Raw genomic sequence first — 15,794 nt, 5'->3', positions numbered from 1 at the left:
TCACAGAAGGAGGCAGTGATGAAACTGACCTGGCTTGGACATTCCGGTTTCCGGATGGAGATCGAAGACGCTGTAATCCTGATAGACCCCTGGATGTCAGGCAATCCGGTTTTCCCTGAAGATATGCGTGCCGCGGCGATCAAGGGCGCGACACATATCCTGCTGACCCATGGGCATGGCGATCATACCGGCGACGCGCTGTCGATTGCCAAAGAACTGCACATCCCCATCGTCGGTATCTACGACCTGATCGGCAGCTGGACGACACATCATGAAGTCCAGGGCATTGGCTTTAACAAAGGCGGAACCGTTGATCTTAACGGGGCCAAGGTCACCATGGTGAACGCCACCCATTCAAGCTCGATCGAGGGGGCGGATGGCCCGATCTATGCAGGTCACGAATCAGGTTACATGATCGCCGGCGACGGCCATGTCATCTATGTGTCGGGCGACACGGACATCATGGCCGATATGGAATGGATGGGCGATTATCATAAGCCCGATATCGGTATTCTCTGCGCTGGCGGCCATTTCACGATGGATATGAAGCGTGCCGCCTATGCCGCGCGGAGGTATTTCAATTTCAAGACGGTCATCCCCTGCCATTACAAGACCTTCCCGTTGCTGGAACAGTCGGCGGATGATCTGATTGCCGGTCTACCCGGTGTCCGGGTGGCAGAGCCGGAAGTCATGAAAGAAATCGCCCTATGAGTTTTCAGGATTTCGACAGCGAATTGGGCGTCGGGGATCATGCCGCGCGGCTGGCCTCTCTTCGCGAGCAACTGCGCAAAGATGATCTGGACGGCTTCATCATCCCGCGCGCCGATGCCCATCAGGGTGAATATGTCGCCGATGCCGATGCACGACTGGCATGGCTGACCGGCTTTACCGGCAGTGCGGGCTTCTGCATCGTGACCGCCGATCAGGCAGGCGTGTTCATCGACGGGCGTTATCGCGTGCAGGTGAAATCACAAATCGACCTGAACCACTTTACGCCGGTGCCATGGCCTGAAACGGCACCTTCGGATTGGCTACAGCAGGCCTTGCCCGATGGGGGGCGCATCGGTTTCGATCCATGGCTGCACACGCGCAAGGAAATTGAAACCATTGATCACGCCCTGAAAGACAGCGGAATCGGCCTGATCGCGGTAGACCATAACCCCGTTGACCAGATCTGGACCGACCGCCCCGCACCACCGGTTGGTGCTGCCCGCATGCATCGCGACGACTTTTCCGGCGAAAGCTCGGCCGATAAGCGTGCCCGATTGGCCGCCGAACTGAAAAAGGCCGGAGAGGCTGCAGCGTTCCTGTCATTGCCCGATTCAATCTCTTGGCTGCTGAATATCCGTGGCGCGGACGTACCAAAAAATCCCATCGTCCAAAGCTTTGCCGTGCTGTCTGATGACGGGCAGGTCGCACTTTTTGCCGATCCGGCAAAATTCGACGATCAGTTGCGGGCGAAATTGGGCAATCAGGTCTCGATCCTGCCACCCGCAGGTCTGTCTGCGGCATTGACCGATCTGGAGGGTCCGGTCAGGCTTGATCCCGCATCGGCGCCCGAAGCTGCGTTCCGACTTCTGGAAGGGTCGGGGACACAGATTTCGCCCGGCCCTGATCCGGCGATCATGCCGAAAGCAATTAAGAATCAGGCTGAGCTGCGCGGGATGCGCGATGCCCATCGGCGCGATGGCGCAGCAATGGTCAGCCTTCTGGCTTGGCTGGACAAGCAGGACCCCGCCAACCTGACCGAAATTGATGTGGTCCGAAAGCTGGAAGACTACCGGGTGCAGCAAGGCATCACTGACATCAGCTTTGACACGATCATGGGCGCGGGCCCAAACGGTGCCATCGTGCATTACAAGGTCTCGACCGCGACCAACCGCCGTATGGCGCAGGACGAAATGTTGCTGATCGATTCCGGCGGACAATATCCCGACGGCACGACCGACATCACCCGCACCTTGCCCTTGGGCAATCCGCCTGAAGGTTCGGTAGAACCCTTTACTGCAGTGCTTCGCGGTATGATCGCAATCAGTCGCGCGCAATTCCCAAAAGGCGTGGCAGGGGCGCATCTCGACGCATTGGCACGGCAGTTCTTGTGGAGCCTTGGCCTTGACTATGACCATGGCACCGGCCACGGCGTCGGCGCGGCCCTTTGCGTGCATGAAGGCCCGATCCGCATCAGCCGGATCAGCAATGTCGCTCTGCAACCGGGTATGATCCTGTCGAATGAGCCGGGCTATTACCGCGAAGGCGCCTTTGGCATCCGGCTGGAAAACCTGATCGTCGTACAAGAGGTTCCGGCAGAACCGGGTCGGCAAATGCTGGGCTTTGAGACGCTGACGCTTTGCCCGATTGATACGCGCGCCATTGACACGAACCGGATGTCACAGGATGAAATCGATTGGCTGAACGATTATCACGCATGGGTTCGTGCGGAGCTGTCGCCGCTTGTCGATGATCAAAGCCAAGACTGGCTGATCAAGGCGACAGCACCTATCGGCCTGATTTCTTCTTTGTAAAATACTCCCGGGGGTCGGGGGGCAGGCAGCCCCCCGCCGTCGCGGGACGCCGATCAAAGATATTGCTGCAGAATACGCTCGGCCTCGGCCTTGCACGGGGTCAGAACAGCACGATCTTCGCCCGGATAAAAGCGCGCGCGCACAGCCGTTGGCATCGAGGTTGGCGCGTCGACGACAATTTTCAGCCCCGCCAGTTTCGCCGTTTCCGCCTGCCAGCTTCGTGCCAGCGCGATCTGCGCGGCCTTGGTCGCCCCATAAGCGCCAAAGAATTTCTCGCCCGCCTGCGGATCGTCAAAGAACATCGCCGTGCCGTTTTTCAAACGCAAAAGAGGCTCTAGCAAGGCGATCAGACCACGCGTGACCTCGATGTTCAGCAAGGTCGACTTCGCCCAGTCCTTGCCATCAATCTGCGGCGCCGGCGCCAGCGGGGCCGCGTGGATCGCAGTATGTGCCCACAGATCAAGCCCTCCCCAACGGTTTGCGACGGCCTCGGCCATCTGCTGCATCGCCTCGGGGTTGGTCACATCCATTGGTGCCAGCGTAGCCGATCCGCCCGCCCGGCGAATGCGGTCGTCCAGTTCCTCCAAACCTCCAACCGTGCGGGCAACCGCCAGCACGTGATAGCCACGCGTGGCCAAACCTTCGGCCAAGGCCGCGCCAAGCCCACGCGAGGCCCCTGTCACCAACGCCAGCTTGGGCGCGTTCGTATGATCTGCTTCGCTCATGTCGTTCCCATGCCATTCACACCGATCCGGTGCAAGACACCATGCCCCGGCCATATGACAAAGGGCCCCGCAAGGGCCCTTTGCATGACAATTTTTGCCGGTTTCAGCGTTTGGAAATATCCAGATAATCGCGCTTGTCGCTGCCGATATACAGCTGACGCGGGCGACCGATCTTGTTCTGCGGATCGGCAATCATCTCTTTCCACTGCGAAATCCAGCCAACCGTGCGCGACAACGCAAAGATCGGTGTGAACATCGACGTCGGGAAGCCCATCGCCGACAGGATGATGCCCGAATAGAAATCGACGTTCGGATACAGCTTCCGGTCAACGAAATATTCGTCCTCCAGCGCGATTTTTTCCAGTTCCTTGGCGACTTGCAGCGTCGGATTATTCTCGATCCCCAGCAGGTCCAGAACTTCGTCCGCCGATTCTTTCATGACCTTCGCCCGCGGGTCGAAGTTCTTGTAGACGCGGTGGCCAAAACCCATCAGGCGGAACGGATCGTCCTTGTCCTTGGCGCGGGCGATATATTCCGGGATCTTGTCCACGGTGCCGATTTGCTGCAGCATTTCCAGCGCCGCCTGATTGGCGCCGCCATGCGCAGGCCCCCACAGACAGGCAATACCCGCAGCGATACAGGCGAAGGGATTGGCACCCGACGATCCGGCCAGACGCACGGTCGATGTCGACGCGTTCTGTTCGTGATCGGCATGCAACGTAAAGATGCGGTCCATCGCCTTGGCCAGCGCCGGATCAACCGTATACTTCTCGGCCGGGACCGAGAAACACATGTTCAGGAAGTTCGAGGCATAATCCAGATCGTTTTGCGGATAAACGAAAGGCTGCCCGATCGAATATTTATAGGCCATGGCCGCGATCGTCGGCAGTTTGGCGATCAGGCGGATTGCTGCGACTTCGCGCTGCCACGGATCGTTGATATCGGTCGAATCCGGGTAGAATGCCGACATCGCACCAACGACGCCAACCATCGTCGCCATTGGATGGGCGTCGCGGCGGAAACCGCGGAAGAAGTTGTGCATCTGTTCATGCACCATGGTGTGACGGGTCACACGGGTGCGGAAATCATTCATCTGCTCTTCGCTTGGCAGCTCACCGTAAAGCAGCAGATAGCAGACTTCGAGATAGTTCGATTTCGCAGCCAGTTGCTCGATCGGGTAGCCGCGATACCACAACTCTCCCTTGTCGCCGTCGATATAAGTGATGGTCGAATCGCAGCTTGCGGTCGAAGTGAAGCCCGGATCGTAGGTAAACACATCCGCCTGACCATAAAGCTTGCGGATGTCCAGAACATCCGGTCCTGCCGTCGGGCTTAGGATCGGCAGATCATATTCGGATTCGTTCAAAATTAGCTTGGCGGATTTAGCGTCGGCCATACAACGTCCTTTCCGGCTGGGCCGGATCACCTTCACGCCTTGGCTTGGGGGTGACCCTGGCAAGTGAGGGCAGGCGTCAGCCTGCCAATTCCGTTTGGTCCTGCAACCGGGCCAGCGATTCTTCGCGGCCGAGCGCTGTCATCATATCGAACACGCTGGGCGTCGCTGTCCGGCCGGCCAGTGCGGCGCGCAGCGGACCCGCAATTTTGCCCAGACCGACGCCGTTTTCTTCTGCAACCTGCTTGGCAGCCTGCTCCAACTCGTCTCGCGACCAGCTAGCATGCTGCACTGCGGCAGTCAACGATCTCAGCATACCACGGGATACCGTATCCAGGTTCTTGACCGCCTTCTCGTCCACTTCCACTGGGCGCTGGATCATCGCAAAATGCCCCTGCTCCAACAATTGCGGCAGGGTTTTAGCCTTTTCTTTCAGAACAGGCAGCGCGGCGCGGATGCGCTGCTTTTGAAGGTCCGTCAGGGGGTTACTGCCTGTTTCGGCCAAGAACCCATCCAATTCCGACATCAGGGTGTCATCGTCCATCAGCCCGATGTGATAGCCGCTGATATGTTCCAGCTTCTTGAAGTCCAGACGCGCAGGTGCCTTGCCGATACCTGACAAATCAAACCACTCCCGCGCCTGCTGATCGGTGAACAGTTCATCATCGCCATGGCTCCAACCCAGACGTGCCAGATAGTTCCGCATCGCGGCAGCAGGATAACCAAGCGCCGCAAATTCATGCAGGCCGACCGCGCCATGACGCTTGGACAGCTTTTTGCCATCCTCGCCGTGGATCAGCGGGATATGCGCGTAAACCGGCAGGGGCCAACCCATTGCGTTATAGATCTGCATCTGCCGAGCGGCATTGGTCAAATGGTCATCGCCACGAATGACGTGCGTCACACCCATATCGTGATCGTCCACGACGACGGCCAGCATATAAACGGGGGTGCCATCGCTGCGCAGCAAGACCATGTCATCCAGTTGATCGTTGGCAAAACGCACATCGCCTTGCACCTGATCGTGGACAACCGTTTCACCGCTGCGCGGTGCCTTCAGACGGATCGCATAGGGCCCGTCCGGCAATTCCGTTGCGTCACGCCATGCGCTTTGGAAGGGCTGATGCGGGTGCTCTTCGCGCCACGCCGCAATTTCTTCTGTCGTCGAGAAGCATTTATAGGCGTTGCCCTGATCCAGCATCTGCCGCGCGACATCGGCATGGCGGTCGATCCGCGCGAACTGGCTGACGGGCTCGCCATCCCAATCCAACCCCAGCCACGTCAACCCCTTCAGCAGGGCCAGAGTCGCCTCGTCGGTAGAGCGGGCGCGGTCGGTATCTTCGATCCGCAACAGGAACTTACCGCCCCGACCACGCGCATAAAGCCAGTTGAACAATGCAGTGCGCGCGCCACCAATATGCAGGTAACCGGTCGGGGACGGGGCGAAACGGGTAACGATCTGTGCGGTGTCGGACATGGCGGCCTTCTGAATATCGCGAAAAGGCATGGCGGTATTAATCGTTTGGTAAGCAGGCCATGCCATCTTTGTGGTGAAGAGATAGAGAAGCAGCAGCGAAAGGACAAGAATGGCCGCATCTTCCGGCCTTGTTCCCACATATCCAGCGCCAAGCGGTGAAAATGTCCTGCCGGGTTTTGCTCCTTCCCGGATCGGGGCATCGAAACACGCTTTCACGCGCCCCGCCCGTCCGGCTGCAGCCAGCCGGGCGGGCCTGTTCAGCTGGGTGCCCGTTTTTCTGTCGGTCGGGATCGGCGGATGGTTCCTGGTTTCTGGAAACCTGCACTCTGTGGCGTGGATCATGCTGACCTTCCTGGCCTTCATGGGGCTGTCGGCATGGCGGATCGCGCATCCCTTGGCAGAGCGTGGCCGGATCAGTTGGCGGGCCGCCGATACGCTGCGGCTGGGCGGCCTGACCACGATGCTTGTGATCGCAGGTGCGGGCCTTGCAGAAATCCGGTCGGCTCAGGTTGCGGCACCGGTCTTGGAATGGCGCTATTACGGCCCGGTTGAAGGCCGCGTGGTCAATATCGACCGATCCGCCCGTGATCGCATCCGACTGACCCTGGATCAGGTGATCCTGCGTGACGTCGCACCGCGTCGGACACCTGAACGGGTGCGGTTATCGTTGATGGATATGGCGACGCGGGAAATCCCTCCGCTTGGCCAGCGGATCATGCTGACCGGACATCTCAGCCCACCGCCCGGTCCCGCATCGCCCGACAGCTTCGATTTTCGTCGCATGGCGTGGTTTCAGGAATTGGGCGCAGTTGGCTACACGCGAACGCCAATCATGGCTGTAACCCCGCCCGCGGGGGGAGCGTGGCAGATGCATCGCCTGCGAATGAGGATCAGCGCCGCGATTCAAAGCCGGATCGGCGGTCAGGAGGGGGCTGTCGCCTCGGCCTTGATGACCGGCGATCGTTCGGGGATCGAGGAAGCCACGAATAAGGTGATGCGCGCCTCGAACCTTTACCACATCATCTCGATCTCGGGCCTGCACATGAGCATGCTGGCCGGCTTCGTCTACACCTCGCTGCGTCTGGCGTTGGTTCTGCTGCAGGGCCTCCGCATCCCGATGCCCCTGGCGACGCACAAGATGGCCGCAATTGGCGCATTGGCGGCTGCGACCGTCTATCTTTGGCTGTCGGGCGGCGGCGTTGCGACCGAACGATCCTATGTCATGGTCGCCGTCATGCTGGTCGCCATTCTGGTGGATCGTCGCGCCATCTCGCTGCGCACGGTGGCGCTCGCGGCGACGATGATCCTGATCTACAGCCCCGAAGCACTGACCAGCCCCGGCTTTCAGATGAGCTTTGCGGCCACGATTGCATTGATACTGGTCTATGGCCCATGGTCGCGCGTTTCGCCGCATATTCCGTTCTGGCTGCGGCCGATTGCGATCCTGCTGCTGTCGTCACTGGTGGCATCCATCGCAACCTCGCCCATCGCGGCGGTGCATTTCAACCGCATGGCGCAATACGGATTGCTGGCGAACCTGCTGACGGTTCCGGTCATGGGGGCGTTGGTGATGCCCGCAGGGGTGATCGCCGCTCTCCTTGCCCCGATCGGGTTGGCGGGACCGGCCCTTTGGGTCATGGGTGTCGGGACGAAATGGATGCTGATCGTGGCGAATTACGTCGCAGGTCTGGATGGATCGGTCACGGCGATTGCCATGCCGCCTGCCGCCGTTCTGCCATTGCTGTGCTACGGCGCTGCGCTGGCGGTTCTGTCATGGCGCAAAGGTCTTTTGCGCCATCGTCAGATCGGCCCGATGGTCGGGGTCAGTTCGGGCTTGACCATGTTGATCGTCGCCGCCGGCTTATGGGGCACATCCGGCCGCCCGATGATTCTGATATCCGAGAGCGGGGATGCCGTCGGCGTGCAAACGCCGTTGGGCCGCGCCGTATCCAAGCCGTCCGGCGGGGCCTTTACTGTCGAAAACTGGTTGCTCGAAGATGGCGATATTGCGACGCAACAGGAATCCGCCGCCCGCCCGGCATGGACCGGTGATCGTCGTGATCGGCGGGCGGATTTGCCAAACAGCTGGAAAATCTTTCATTTCACCGGAAAAGGCGCTGGCCAGCGGGCGATACCGGCCTGTCAGCCAAGACATATCGTCGTCGCATCAGAAGTCGTCGAGGCGAGGAACCCAGGATGTCTTCTGTTCGATCTGAAACATCTGCGGCGCACGGGCGCAGTCGCCATCGATTTTGAACGCGTTGCGCCCAAGATTACGACAACGGAGGAAAGACAGCCTCGGCTGGGCAGCTAGTCACGCTGCAAAACTAACCAGGTCCAGGTGATATCGGTATGTTGATTGTGCGACTGGCTGGACGGCACCGTTCGCCGGCCAATCAAGGACAGCCCATACTGCGCGGCAAGGATGACAGCCTGATCCGCGTCGGCATCAAAAAGCCCGCGTGCAGGGTCGACCGGTCCCTGTCGCAAAGACATGATCGCACGGCCCGCCGGGGCAAGGATCGCGGCAAGGGACGCCATGGCGGCGTTGCGTTCTGCGGCCGGGACATGGTGCCAGACGGCGGCCATCGTCACCAAGGCAAAAGGCGCAAGTGCCCGCAGACGCAACAGCTTGGGCAGCTGGTCGTCCAGCCACGCGATACGCGTATCGGCGTGATAACGCAGCCCCGCCTCGCGCAATCCTGCGACCGGCTCGACCGCCGTAACGTGATAACCCTGGGCTGAAAACCATGCCGCATCGCGACCACTGCCAGCCCCGATATCGGCCATGCGGCCGACAGGTGGCAACAGGTCTGCGACAGGCCTATACAGCGCATCCGGCGCAATCAGTTCATACTGCTGCGCCAGACGTTCTGCATTCGCCTGATAGATTTTCAGTGCATCGCCACTCATGCAACCTCGGCGAAAACCTTGTTCAGGGCCTGTTCCAGCTTCTCGAACATTTCATCCATCTGGTCTTCGGTCAGGATGAAGGGCGGGCACAAGACGATGGACTGGCCCAGCGGACGGCAGATCAGACCCAGATCGGTGCAGGTATTGGCGATGCGTTCGCTGACCGACAGGCTGCTGTCGAACGGCGTTTTGGTCGCCTTGTCCTTGACCGCCTCAAGCGCCCACATGAAGCCGACGCCACGCAATTCGCCGATATTGTTGCTGCGATCCATGATTGCGCGCAACCCAGCCTCCATCCGGGGTGCAAGGCGTCTGACGTTATCTGCCAGTCCACCCTTCATCACCACCTCGATGGCCTTCAGCGCGATGGCGCAGCCGACCGGATGGCCCGAGGCGGTGAAACCGTGCGGAAATTCCTCGATCTTTTCGACCGCGGCCTGCACACGATCGGCCAGTTCGGGACCAAGGATAACCGCACCCATCGGGAACAGGCCGGCAGTCAGGTTCTTCGAGCTGATGATGGCATCGGGCGTAAAGCCATAGGTTTCGCAGCCCCAGGTATTTCCAGTGCGCCCAAAGCCGCAAATCACTTCATCCGAGATCAGCGGGATGTCGTATTTCTTCAGAATCGGTGCGATAGCCTGAAAATAGCCCTTGGATGGCGGGATAACACCGCCCGCCCCCATCACCGGCTCGGCAAAGAAGCCCGCGATGGTATCGGCCCCTTCGCGTTTGATGGTTTCTTCCAGCTCGTCTGCCAGACGTTGGGTAAACGCTTCTTCCGTTTCGCCGTCTTTGCCAAAGCGCCAGTAATGCGGGCAGGTCAGATGGATAAAACCGTCCAGCGGCAAGCCGAAAACCTCGTTATAGGGCTTTCCGGTCATGCTGGCCGAGACCACCGTCACGCCGTGATAGGCATTCCAGCGCGTCAGGATCTTGCGACGTTTCGGTTTATCCTCGCTGCCATGCAGGAACCACAGGATCTTGACCATGGTATCATTCGCTTCGGACCCCGAGTTGGTATAGAAAACCCGGCCGCGATCATATGGCGATACCTCGACCAGCTTTTCCGACAGCAAGACCGTCTGATCCGACATGCGGCCGAAAAAGGCGTGATAGCCCGGAAAACGATCGTATTGCGCCTTGGCCGCGTCAGCCAGGTCCTTGTTGTCGAAACCCGCGACCATATTCCACAGGCCGGAATTGGCATCCAGATAGCGTTTGCCATTCACGTCAACGACATAAGGCCCTTCGCCATGCGTCAAAATGACGGCGCCGCGTTCGTGAACGCTGGGCAGGTCGGTGAAGCCATAAAGGGAATATTCATCTGCGCGGGCTTCCCAGCTTTGCGGGGTCGTCATGTGCGGGCCTCCGATAGAGTGATTTATGCGCAGGCTATCGCCGCTGCGACGGGCGTTCAATGGGGCGCGAAGCCAAGCCTGTCGCCCGAACGTCACCCCCCCCGGCCACTTCCCGGCATTGACATCACGCGCCGATCGCACACTCTTTACCTTGCGCAGCCATATCGCCACGTAGCCAGAGAGAACGATGTCAACAACCGAATCCGATGCGATCATCGTCAGCTTTAACGGCAAGAAATGCATCCACGCACGCCGTTGCGTGCTGGGCCTACCGGCCGTGTTTCGCCCCGGCACCAAGGGGGGCTGGATTTTCCCCGACGACGCCGCGGCCGAGGAAATCGCCCGCATCATCGACACCTGCCCATCCGGGGCGCTGACCTATCAGCGAAAAGACGGCGGCCTGAACGAGGTGATCCCGCATAGCAACAGCCTGCGCCTGCTGGAGGACGGCCCAAGCGAGGTTCGCGGCGACATTCGGATTGACGGCCAGGACCCGCGCACGCGTGCCACCCTGTGTCGGTGCGGTCTGTCTGGGAACAAACCGTTCTGTGACAACACCCATATCGAAGCCGGCTTCAAGGCCACCAGCGATGTCGCCACCCTGCCCGACGCGCCGGTGCTGGAACGACACGACGGGCCGCTGACCGTGAACCCAACCAAAGATGGCCCCCTTAAAGTGACGGGCAATCTGGAAATCATTGCCGGCAGCGGGCGCAAGATTACCGCAGGCACGAAATTCTTCCTATGTCGGTGTGGCCATTCAAAAAACAAACCCTTCTGCGATGGCAGCCACAAGGAAGCAGGGTTCAAAAGCGAATGACGATCGAGATCGTGCCACTTTGCCGCTTTGGCCGGGCGCGATATGCGCGTCACCCGGAATGGGCGGATGTGATGCTGTAATCAGGAAACGCCCCCGGCTTTTGGTCCGGGGGCGTTCTTACTGGTTCACGATCCAAATCTGACGGCTTACTGCTGCGTCGCCTTGGACCCTGTGAAATTCAGCATCCACGGGATGCCGAAACGGTCGCGGAACATGGCAAAACGGTCAGCCCAGAAAGTTTCTTCCGGCGGCATCGTGATCTGTTCAGCATCCTTGGACAGCCGGGCATAGACACGATCGAATTCCTCTGCCGACGGAATGGGGATCGAGACGCAGAACCCCTGCGGCTTATCATACATCTCATCCGAGTTGTCGGATGCCATGATGGTCGCATTGCCCAGCTTCATCGACATATTCATCACCACATCGTCGCCGCCTGGCATCCGCTGGTCGTCCGGGGCGTCGCCGTTCCTGAAGACATATTGGATCTGGCCATGCAGAATGTCTGCATACAGGCTCATCGCTTCAAGGCAATTGCCTTTGAAAAACAAATATATCGTCGGTTCCATGACCTGTTCCCCTTACAAAGATTTTGCCAAGGCTTCCAACTGATCGGCAGCCGCGCCCCAACCGTCATGGAAACCCATTGCTTCGTGCTCTGCCTTGGCCTCAGCGGTCCAATGCATGGCCTTCGCGACGTAGTGGGTCTTGCCGTCGCCTGCGTCCTCGAACGTGACCTGTGCGACCATGAAGGGGCGGCCCGACGGGATCCAGCCGGGCAGGAAAGCATCGGTCGTGACCAGCTTTTCACCGGGAACAACCTCTAGCACGACGCCGTTATTGGGAAATTCTTCCCCCTCGGGGCCGTGCATCACAGTGGAAAACGCACCACCCGGCCGCAGGTCCAGAACGGCATCGGTGACATACCAGGGTTTGGGGCAGAACCACTGCTCTAACAGCTTGGGTTCGGTCCAGCAGCGCCACAGGGCGGCACGCGGGGCGTTCAGGATACGGTCAAGGACCAGTTCATTTGGGGTCGTGGTCATGTTGTCCTCCCTTCGGACGTGATTGAAACAGAAGTGTCAGATAGCGCTTCAGGTGATCGACGCTGTCGATGGCGACAGTTGGATCGTTGGCGGCCTTTGCCAGAATGAAGGCACCTTGCAGGACCGCTTGCGTATGGTTGGCAATGCTGGCGGCGTCGATCTGACCGGCCAGCCCATACTGAAGCAACGCCGCCCGGATATCAGGCTCCAACGTCGCTGCGTGGTCAAAGATGCTGGCCGCACAGGCATCCCGAATCGCGGGATGCGAATGATAGGCTTCTTGCGTCATCGTGCCGACAAGACAGGTGAATTCTTCTAGGTTTCCGGCAATGATATCGCGTCTGAAATCGACATAACCCAAAACCCTGTCCAGCGGGTCTTCGTGCTGATGATAAGGGGCGCCAGCAAAAAAGGCGGCGGTCGTTTCACTCCAGAACTGGGCAGCTGCGACGCCAAGGGCTTCCTTGCTGGCGAAGTGATGAAAGAACGCGCCCTTGGTCACACCGGCCGCGCGGCAAAGCTGATCGACACTGGTGGCGGCGAAGCCTTGGGTTCTGACGATATCACGGGCGGCATCCAACAGCCTTGTCCGCGCATCGCCACGTTCGGGTTCATATTTCGGTTTCCGTGCCATGCAATTAACATACCAACCAGTCGGTATGTATCACAAGAAAATTTAATCTTGCGATTTCAATGCCATTACGGATTCAGCAAACCAATTTCTCTCAGCTTCGCTTCGATGCCGGTGGCCGGGGCACCCCTGACTTCTGTCACAAGCGAATCAAACCGCAGCCGCAACGCGTCCTTTTCTGCGCCCTTGCAATCGTTCCACGGACGGCCCAGCAGCGCCATCTGCAACACATAATAGCCGATGAAATGCGGTCGCTCTCCGGCGATCAGAAGTGCGCGATAGGCTTCGTGGGCACCAACCGCCCGCAAGGTCGCTGCATCGGGAATCCCGGCGGCGATCAGGGATTTGGCGGTTGCGGGTCCGATATTGTTGATCGTGACCAGATCCGTGTCGATGTCGCGGCCCATGTCGCCACCTTTCCAAAAGATGCGCTTTCATGTATCACCGCCCGAACCTCAAGGACAGCACGGCATGACTGACCAAGCCATTAAAACCGCCGATACGTCGGACCGGGCGGCCAAAAAGCTCTTTATCAAGACCTATGGTTGCCAGATGAACGTCTATGACTCGCAACGTATGGCCGAAGCCATGGCGGTGGAAGGTTATGTGCTGACCGAGGATCAGAACGACGCGGATATGGTGCTGTTGAACACCTGCCATATCCGTGAAAAAGCGGCAGAAAAGCTGTATTCCGACCTTGGCCGACTGAAGCCGCTAAAGGCCGAGCGCCCCGACCTGAAAATCGGTGTTGCCGGTTGCGTCGCACAGGCCGAGGGTGAGGAAATCACCCGCCGGATGCCCGTGGTCGATCTGGTCGTGGGACCGCAGGCCTATCACCGCCTGCCCGCCATGGTGCGCGGCGAGGCGCCCAATATCGTCACCGACTTCCCCGAAGAGGACAAGTTCGAGCATTTGCCTGAACGCCGCGCGACCCGTCGTGCGCCTGCGGCCTTTCTGACCGTGCAGGAAGGTTGCGACAAATTCTGCGCCTTCTGCGTCGTTCCCTATACCCGCGGGGCCGAAGTCAGCCGCCCGGTCGAACGCATCATGCGCGAAGCCCGCGATCTGGTGGCGCGCGGCGTGCGCGAAATCACGTTGCTGGGCCAGAATGTGAATGGCTGGCACGGGGTTGGCGAAGATGGCCGGGAATGGGGCTTTGGCCGGCTGATCCGCGCCCTTGGCGACATCGACGGGATGGACCGCATCCGCTATACGACCAGTCATCCCAACGACATGGCCGACGATTTGATCAGCGCACATCGCGATGTGCCGCAACTGATGCCCTATCTGCATCTGCCGGTGCAATCGGGCAGCGACAGGATTCTGAAGGCGATGAACCGTAAGCATACGGCGGAACAATATCTGCGCCTGATCGACCGCATCCGCAACGCCCGCCCCGACATCATGCTGACCAGCGATTTCATCGTGGGCTTTCCGGGCGAAACCGACGCCGATCATCAGGACACGTTGCGCCTTGTGGCCGAAGTGAATTTCGGCACGGCCTTCAGCTTCAAATATTCGCCCCGCCCCGGCACTCCGGCTTATGACCGTCCCGAAGTGGACAGCAAGGTCGCAGACGACCGCCTGCAAGAGTTGCAGGCCCTGCTGACCAAACAGCAAAGGGCCGCACAGGAAGGCATGATTGGCCGGACACTGGGCGTGCTGTTCGAAAAGGCAGGACGGATCGAGGGTCAGATGGTGGGCAAGTCCGACTATCTGCATTCGGTCTTTGTCGAGGCACCCAATGTCCAGATAGGCGATCTGGTGCAGGTCCGCATCATCGGCAGCGCCCGCAACTCCTTGCATGGAGAGCTGGTGGCCTGACGCTGCGACGAAACGCCGCTAATTTCTTGATCATGCCGGTTTTTTGATTGGCGCGACAGTGTGACGCTTTGACCTTGGCCCGATTCGTGCTTTCCTGTTGGTATGGGGGCATTGGATCAGTCCCGTCACGGGACTGACGCCCAGCATGAAGGAGGCTGTCATGGCCTATAAAAGCATCCTGACCGTCCTGTCCGATCTGCGGCAATTGTCGGTTCTGGAAAACGTGGGCGCTTTGACACGGCGCGAAAACGGGCATCTCAGCGTATTGTGCCTTGGGGTCGATCACAGCCAGACCGGATATTACTTCCCCGGCGGCACGCCCTATGTCTTTCAAGAGGCGATGGATACCGCCGTCGATGAGGCGCAAGAGCTTGAACAGAAAGTCCGACAGGAATTGGGGCCCAAAGCGGACCTGTGCTGGTCAGTCGAATCGGCGGTGGCTCAGATCGGGGGGGTCACCAACCTTGTCGGCATGCGCGCGCGCTATTCCGACCTGACCATCCTGTCGCAACCCTACGGTCAGACCGCGACCGGGGATGCCGAAGCCATCACCGAAGCGGCCATGTTCGAAGGCGGCTGTCCGGTGCTGGTCCTGCCCGATGCCAAGGTGTCGCAGGAACCGGCCAAGCGTATCCTGATCGCCTGGAACCAATCATCCGAGGCGATGACAGCCGTCCGCCGCGCCATTCCCTTGCTGCGGCAAGCCGAACTGGTGGAAATCACCGTGATTGATCCAAGACGCAGCGGAGTCGAAGGGAATGATCCGGGCGCGGCTTTGGCCCGCCTGCTGACCCGCCATGGCGTCAAGACAGAAGTCGCGATCATTGCCCGGACTGAACCCACCATCAGCGATCAGATCAACCGCCGCGCTATCGACATAGATGCCGAACTGATCGTGATGGGTGCTTACGGCCATTCGCGTTTTCGCGAAGCGATTCTTGGCGGCGCGACACGCAGCATGCTTGAGAAGGCAAAGGTTCCTGTCTTTATGGCGCGTTGACCAACCAACGAAAAATCAAACGGGCCGCGTGATGCGGCCCTTTTTAGTCACAGATCGTCATCGCTTTCATCGGTGCATGCCC

Annotated in this window: 15 protein-coding genes; 6 read left to right on the top strand and 9 right to left on the bottom strand. The window is 59.5% G+C overall.

Going from position 1 to position 15,794, the window contains the following annotated elements:
• The first annotated feature begins 18 nt into the window (after positions 1–18).
• Complete coding sequence (locus tag H4P12_RS08095) at positions 19–711, top strand: metal-dependent hydrolase (RefSeq protein WP_187793134.1); 693 nt, start codon at positions 19–21, stop codon at positions 709–711.
• Positions 708–2,522 carry an aminopeptidase P family protein gene (locus H4P12_RS08090; RefSeq protein ID WP_187793133.1) on the top strand — a complete coding sequence of 605 codons (1,815 nt, stop codon included), beginning with the start codon at positions 708–710 and terminating at the stop codon, positions 2,520–2,522. The genes H4P12_RS08095 and H4P12_RS08090 overlap by 4 nt, the downstream gene beginning before the upstream one ends.
• A 53-nt stretch (positions 2,523–2,575) precedes the next feature.
• Here the strand turns inward: H4P12_RS08090 and H4P12_RS08085 are convergent, their stop codons facing one another.
• From H4P12_RS08085 to gltX, 3 genes are all read right to left on the bottom strand, one after another.
• Positions 2,576–3,247 (bottom strand): SDR family NAD(P)-dependent oxidoreductase, encoded by a 672-nt coding sequence (locus H4P12_RS08085; protein ID WP_187793132.1) that lies wholly within the window; start codon positions 3,245–3,247, stop codon positions 2,576–2,578.
• A 103-nt stretch (positions 3,248–3,350) separates the two neighbouring features.
• Positions 3,351–4,643: a citrate synthase gene (locus H4P12_RS08080; RefSeq protein WP_187793131.1), complete on the bottom strand. Its 1,293-nt coding sequence runs from the start codon at positions 4,641–4,643 to the stop codon at positions 3,351–3,353.
• Between the two features lie 76 nt (positions 4,644–4,719).
• A complete protein-coding gene (gene gltX, locus H4P12_RS08075; protein WP_425498206.1) occupies positions 4,720–6,147 on the bottom strand; it encodes a glutamate--tRNA ligase in 1,428 nt (475 codons plus the stop codon).
• A 79-nt stretch (positions 6,148–6,226) separates the two neighbouring features.
• Between gltX and H4P12_RS08070 the strand changes: the two genes are divergently transcribed.
• Entirely contained in the window at positions 6,227–8,431 is a 2,205-nt protein-coding gene (locus H4P12_RS08070; protein ID WP_187793130.1) for a ComEC/Rec2 family competence protein, read from the top strand.
• On the opposite strand, the gene H4P12_RS08065 is transcribed toward H4P12_RS08070, so the two are convergent.
• Positions 8,428–9,030 carry a class I SAM-dependent methyltransferase gene (locus H4P12_RS08065; RefSeq protein ID WP_187793129.1) on the bottom strand — a complete coding sequence of 201 codons (603 nt, stop codon included), beginning with the start codon at positions 9,028–9,030 and terminating at the stop codon, positions 8,428–8,430. The two genes, H4P12_RS08070 and H4P12_RS08065, sit on opposite strands and share 4 nt — an antisense overlap.
• On the bottom strand, positions 9,027–10,391 hold the full coding sequence (locus H4P12_RS08060) for an aminotransferase (protein WP_187793128.1): 1,365 nt from the start codon (positions 10,389–10,391) through the stop codon (positions 9,027–9,029). Before H4P12_RS08060 ends, H4P12_RS08065 begins: the two co-directional genes overlap by 4 nt.
• 187 nt (positions 10,392–10,578) lie before the next feature.
• Between H4P12_RS08060 and H4P12_RS08055 the strand changes: the two genes are divergently transcribed.
• Entirely contained in the window at positions 10,579–11,211 is a 633-nt protein-coding gene (locus H4P12_RS08055) for a CDGSH iron-sulfur domain-containing protein (RefSeq protein ID WP_187793127.1), read from the top strand.
• Positions 11,212–11,357: 146 nt separating this feature from the next.
• Here the strand turns inward: H4P12_RS08055 and H4P12_RS08050 are convergent, their stop codons facing one another.
• From H4P12_RS08050 to H4P12_RS08035, 4 genes are all read right to left on the bottom strand, one after another.
• Entirely contained in the window at positions 11,358–11,780 is a 423-nt protein-coding gene (locus H4P12_RS08050) for a VOC family protein (protein ID WP_187793126.1), read from the bottom strand.
• A gap of 12 nt (positions 11,781–11,792) precedes the next feature.
• Complete coding sequence (locus H4P12_RS08045; protein ID WP_187793125.1) at positions 11,793–12,257, bottom strand: SRPBCC family protein; 465 nt, start codon at positions 12,255–12,257, stop codon at positions 11,793–11,795.
• On the bottom strand, positions 12,238–12,891 hold the full coding sequence (locus H4P12_RS08040; RefSeq protein WP_187793124.1) for a TetR/AcrR family transcriptional regulator: 654 nt from the start codon (positions 12,889–12,891) through the stop codon (positions 12,238–12,240). Before H4P12_RS08040 ends, H4P12_RS08045 begins: the two co-directional genes overlap by 20 nt.
• A 65-nt stretch (positions 12,892–12,956) precedes the next feature.
• Entirely contained in the window at positions 12,957–13,295 is a 339-nt protein-coding gene (locus tag H4P12_RS08035) for a TfoX/Sxy family protein (protein ID WP_187793123.1), read from the bottom strand.
• 64 nt (positions 13,296–13,359) lie between these two features.
• Here H4P12_RS08035 and miaB point away from each other — a divergent pair, with 64 nt between their 5' ends.
• Both miaB and H4P12_RS08025 read left to right on the top strand, forming a co-directional pair.
• Entirely contained in the window at positions 13,360–14,712 is a 1,353-nt protein-coding gene (miaB, locus tag H4P12_RS08030) for a tRNA (N6-isopentenyl adenosine(37)-C2)-methylthiotransferase MiaB (protein ID WP_187793122.1), read from the top strand.
• Positions 14,713–14,872: 160 nt separating this feature from the next.
• A complete protein-coding gene (locus H4P12_RS08025; protein WP_187793121.1) occupies positions 14,873–15,712 on the top strand; it encodes a universal stress protein in 840 nt (279 codons plus the stop codon).
• Positions 15,713–15,794: the final 82 nt, after the last annotated feature.

The sequence above is a fragment of the Paracoccus amoyensis genome (genome assembly GCF_014490725.1).
GTDB classification, from domain to species: Bacteria; Pseudomonadota; Alphaproteobacteria; order Rhodobacterales; family Rhodobacteraceae; genus Paracoccus; species Paracoccus amoyensis.
The sequence above is the reverse complement of the archived record's forward strand: the minus strand, read 5'-3'. Positions and strand labels throughout refer to the sequence as shown.

Excerpts from the sequence above, each read along its gene's own strand:
- H4P12_RS08095 (WP_187793134.1), top strand. The coding sequence starts at position 19 with ATGAAACTGACCTGGCTTGGACATTCCGGTTTCCGGATGGAGATCGAA.
- H4P12_RS08090 (WP_187793133.1), top strand. The coding sequence starts at position 708 with ATGAGTTTTCAGGATTTCGACAGCGAATTGGGCGTCGGGGATCATGCC.
- H4P12_RS08085 (WP_187793132.1), bottom strand. The coding sequence starts at position 3,247 with ATGAGCGAAGCAGATCATACGAACGCGCCCAAGCTGGCGTTGGTGACA.
- H4P12_RS08080 (WP_187793131.1), bottom strand. The coding sequence starts at position 4,643 with ATGGCCGACGCTAAATCCGCCAAGCTAATTTTGAACGAATCCGAATAT.
- gltX (WP_425498206.1), bottom strand. The coding sequence starts at position 6,147 with ATGCCTTTTCGCGATATTCAGAAGGCCGCCATGTCCGACACCGCACAG.
- H4P12_RS08070 (WP_187793130.1), top strand. The coding sequence starts at position 6,227 with ATGGCCGCATCTTCCGGCCTTGTTCCCACATATCCAGCGCCAAGCGGT.
- H4P12_RS08065 (WP_187793129.1), bottom strand. The coding sequence starts at position 9,030 with ATGAGTGGCGATGCACTGAAAATCTATCAGGCGAATGCAGAACGTCTG.
- H4P12_RS08060 (WP_187793128.1), bottom strand. The coding sequence starts at position 10,391 with ATGACGACCCCGCAAAGCTGGGAAGCCCGCGCAGATGAATATTCCCTT.
- H4P12_RS08055 (WP_187793127.1), top strand. The coding sequence starts at position 10,579 with ATGTCAACAACCGAATCCGATGCGATCATCGTCAGCTTTAACGGCAAG.
- H4P12_RS08050 (WP_187793126.1), bottom strand. The coding sequence starts at position 11,780 with ATGGAACCGACGATATATTTGTTTTTCAAAGGCAATTGCCTTGAAGCG.
- H4P12_RS08045 (WP_187793125.1), bottom strand. The coding sequence starts at position 12,257 with ATGACCACGACCCCAAATGAACTGGTCCTTGACCGTATCCTGAACGCC.
- H4P12_RS08040 (WP_187793124.1), bottom strand. The coding sequence starts at position 12,891 with ATGGCACGGAAACCGAAATATGAACCCGAACGTGGCGATGCGCGGACA.
- H4P12_RS08035 (WP_187793123.1), bottom strand. The coding sequence starts at position 13,295 with ATGGGCCGCGACATCGACACGGATCTGGTCACGATCAACAATATCGGA.
- miaB (WP_187793122.1), top strand. The coding sequence starts at position 13,360 with ATGACTGACCAAGCCATTAAAACCGCCGATACGTCGGACCGGGCGGCC.
- H4P12_RS08025 (WP_187793121.1), top strand. The coding sequence starts at position 14,873 with ATGGCCTATAAAAGCATCCTGACCGTCCTGTCCGATCTGCGGCAATTG.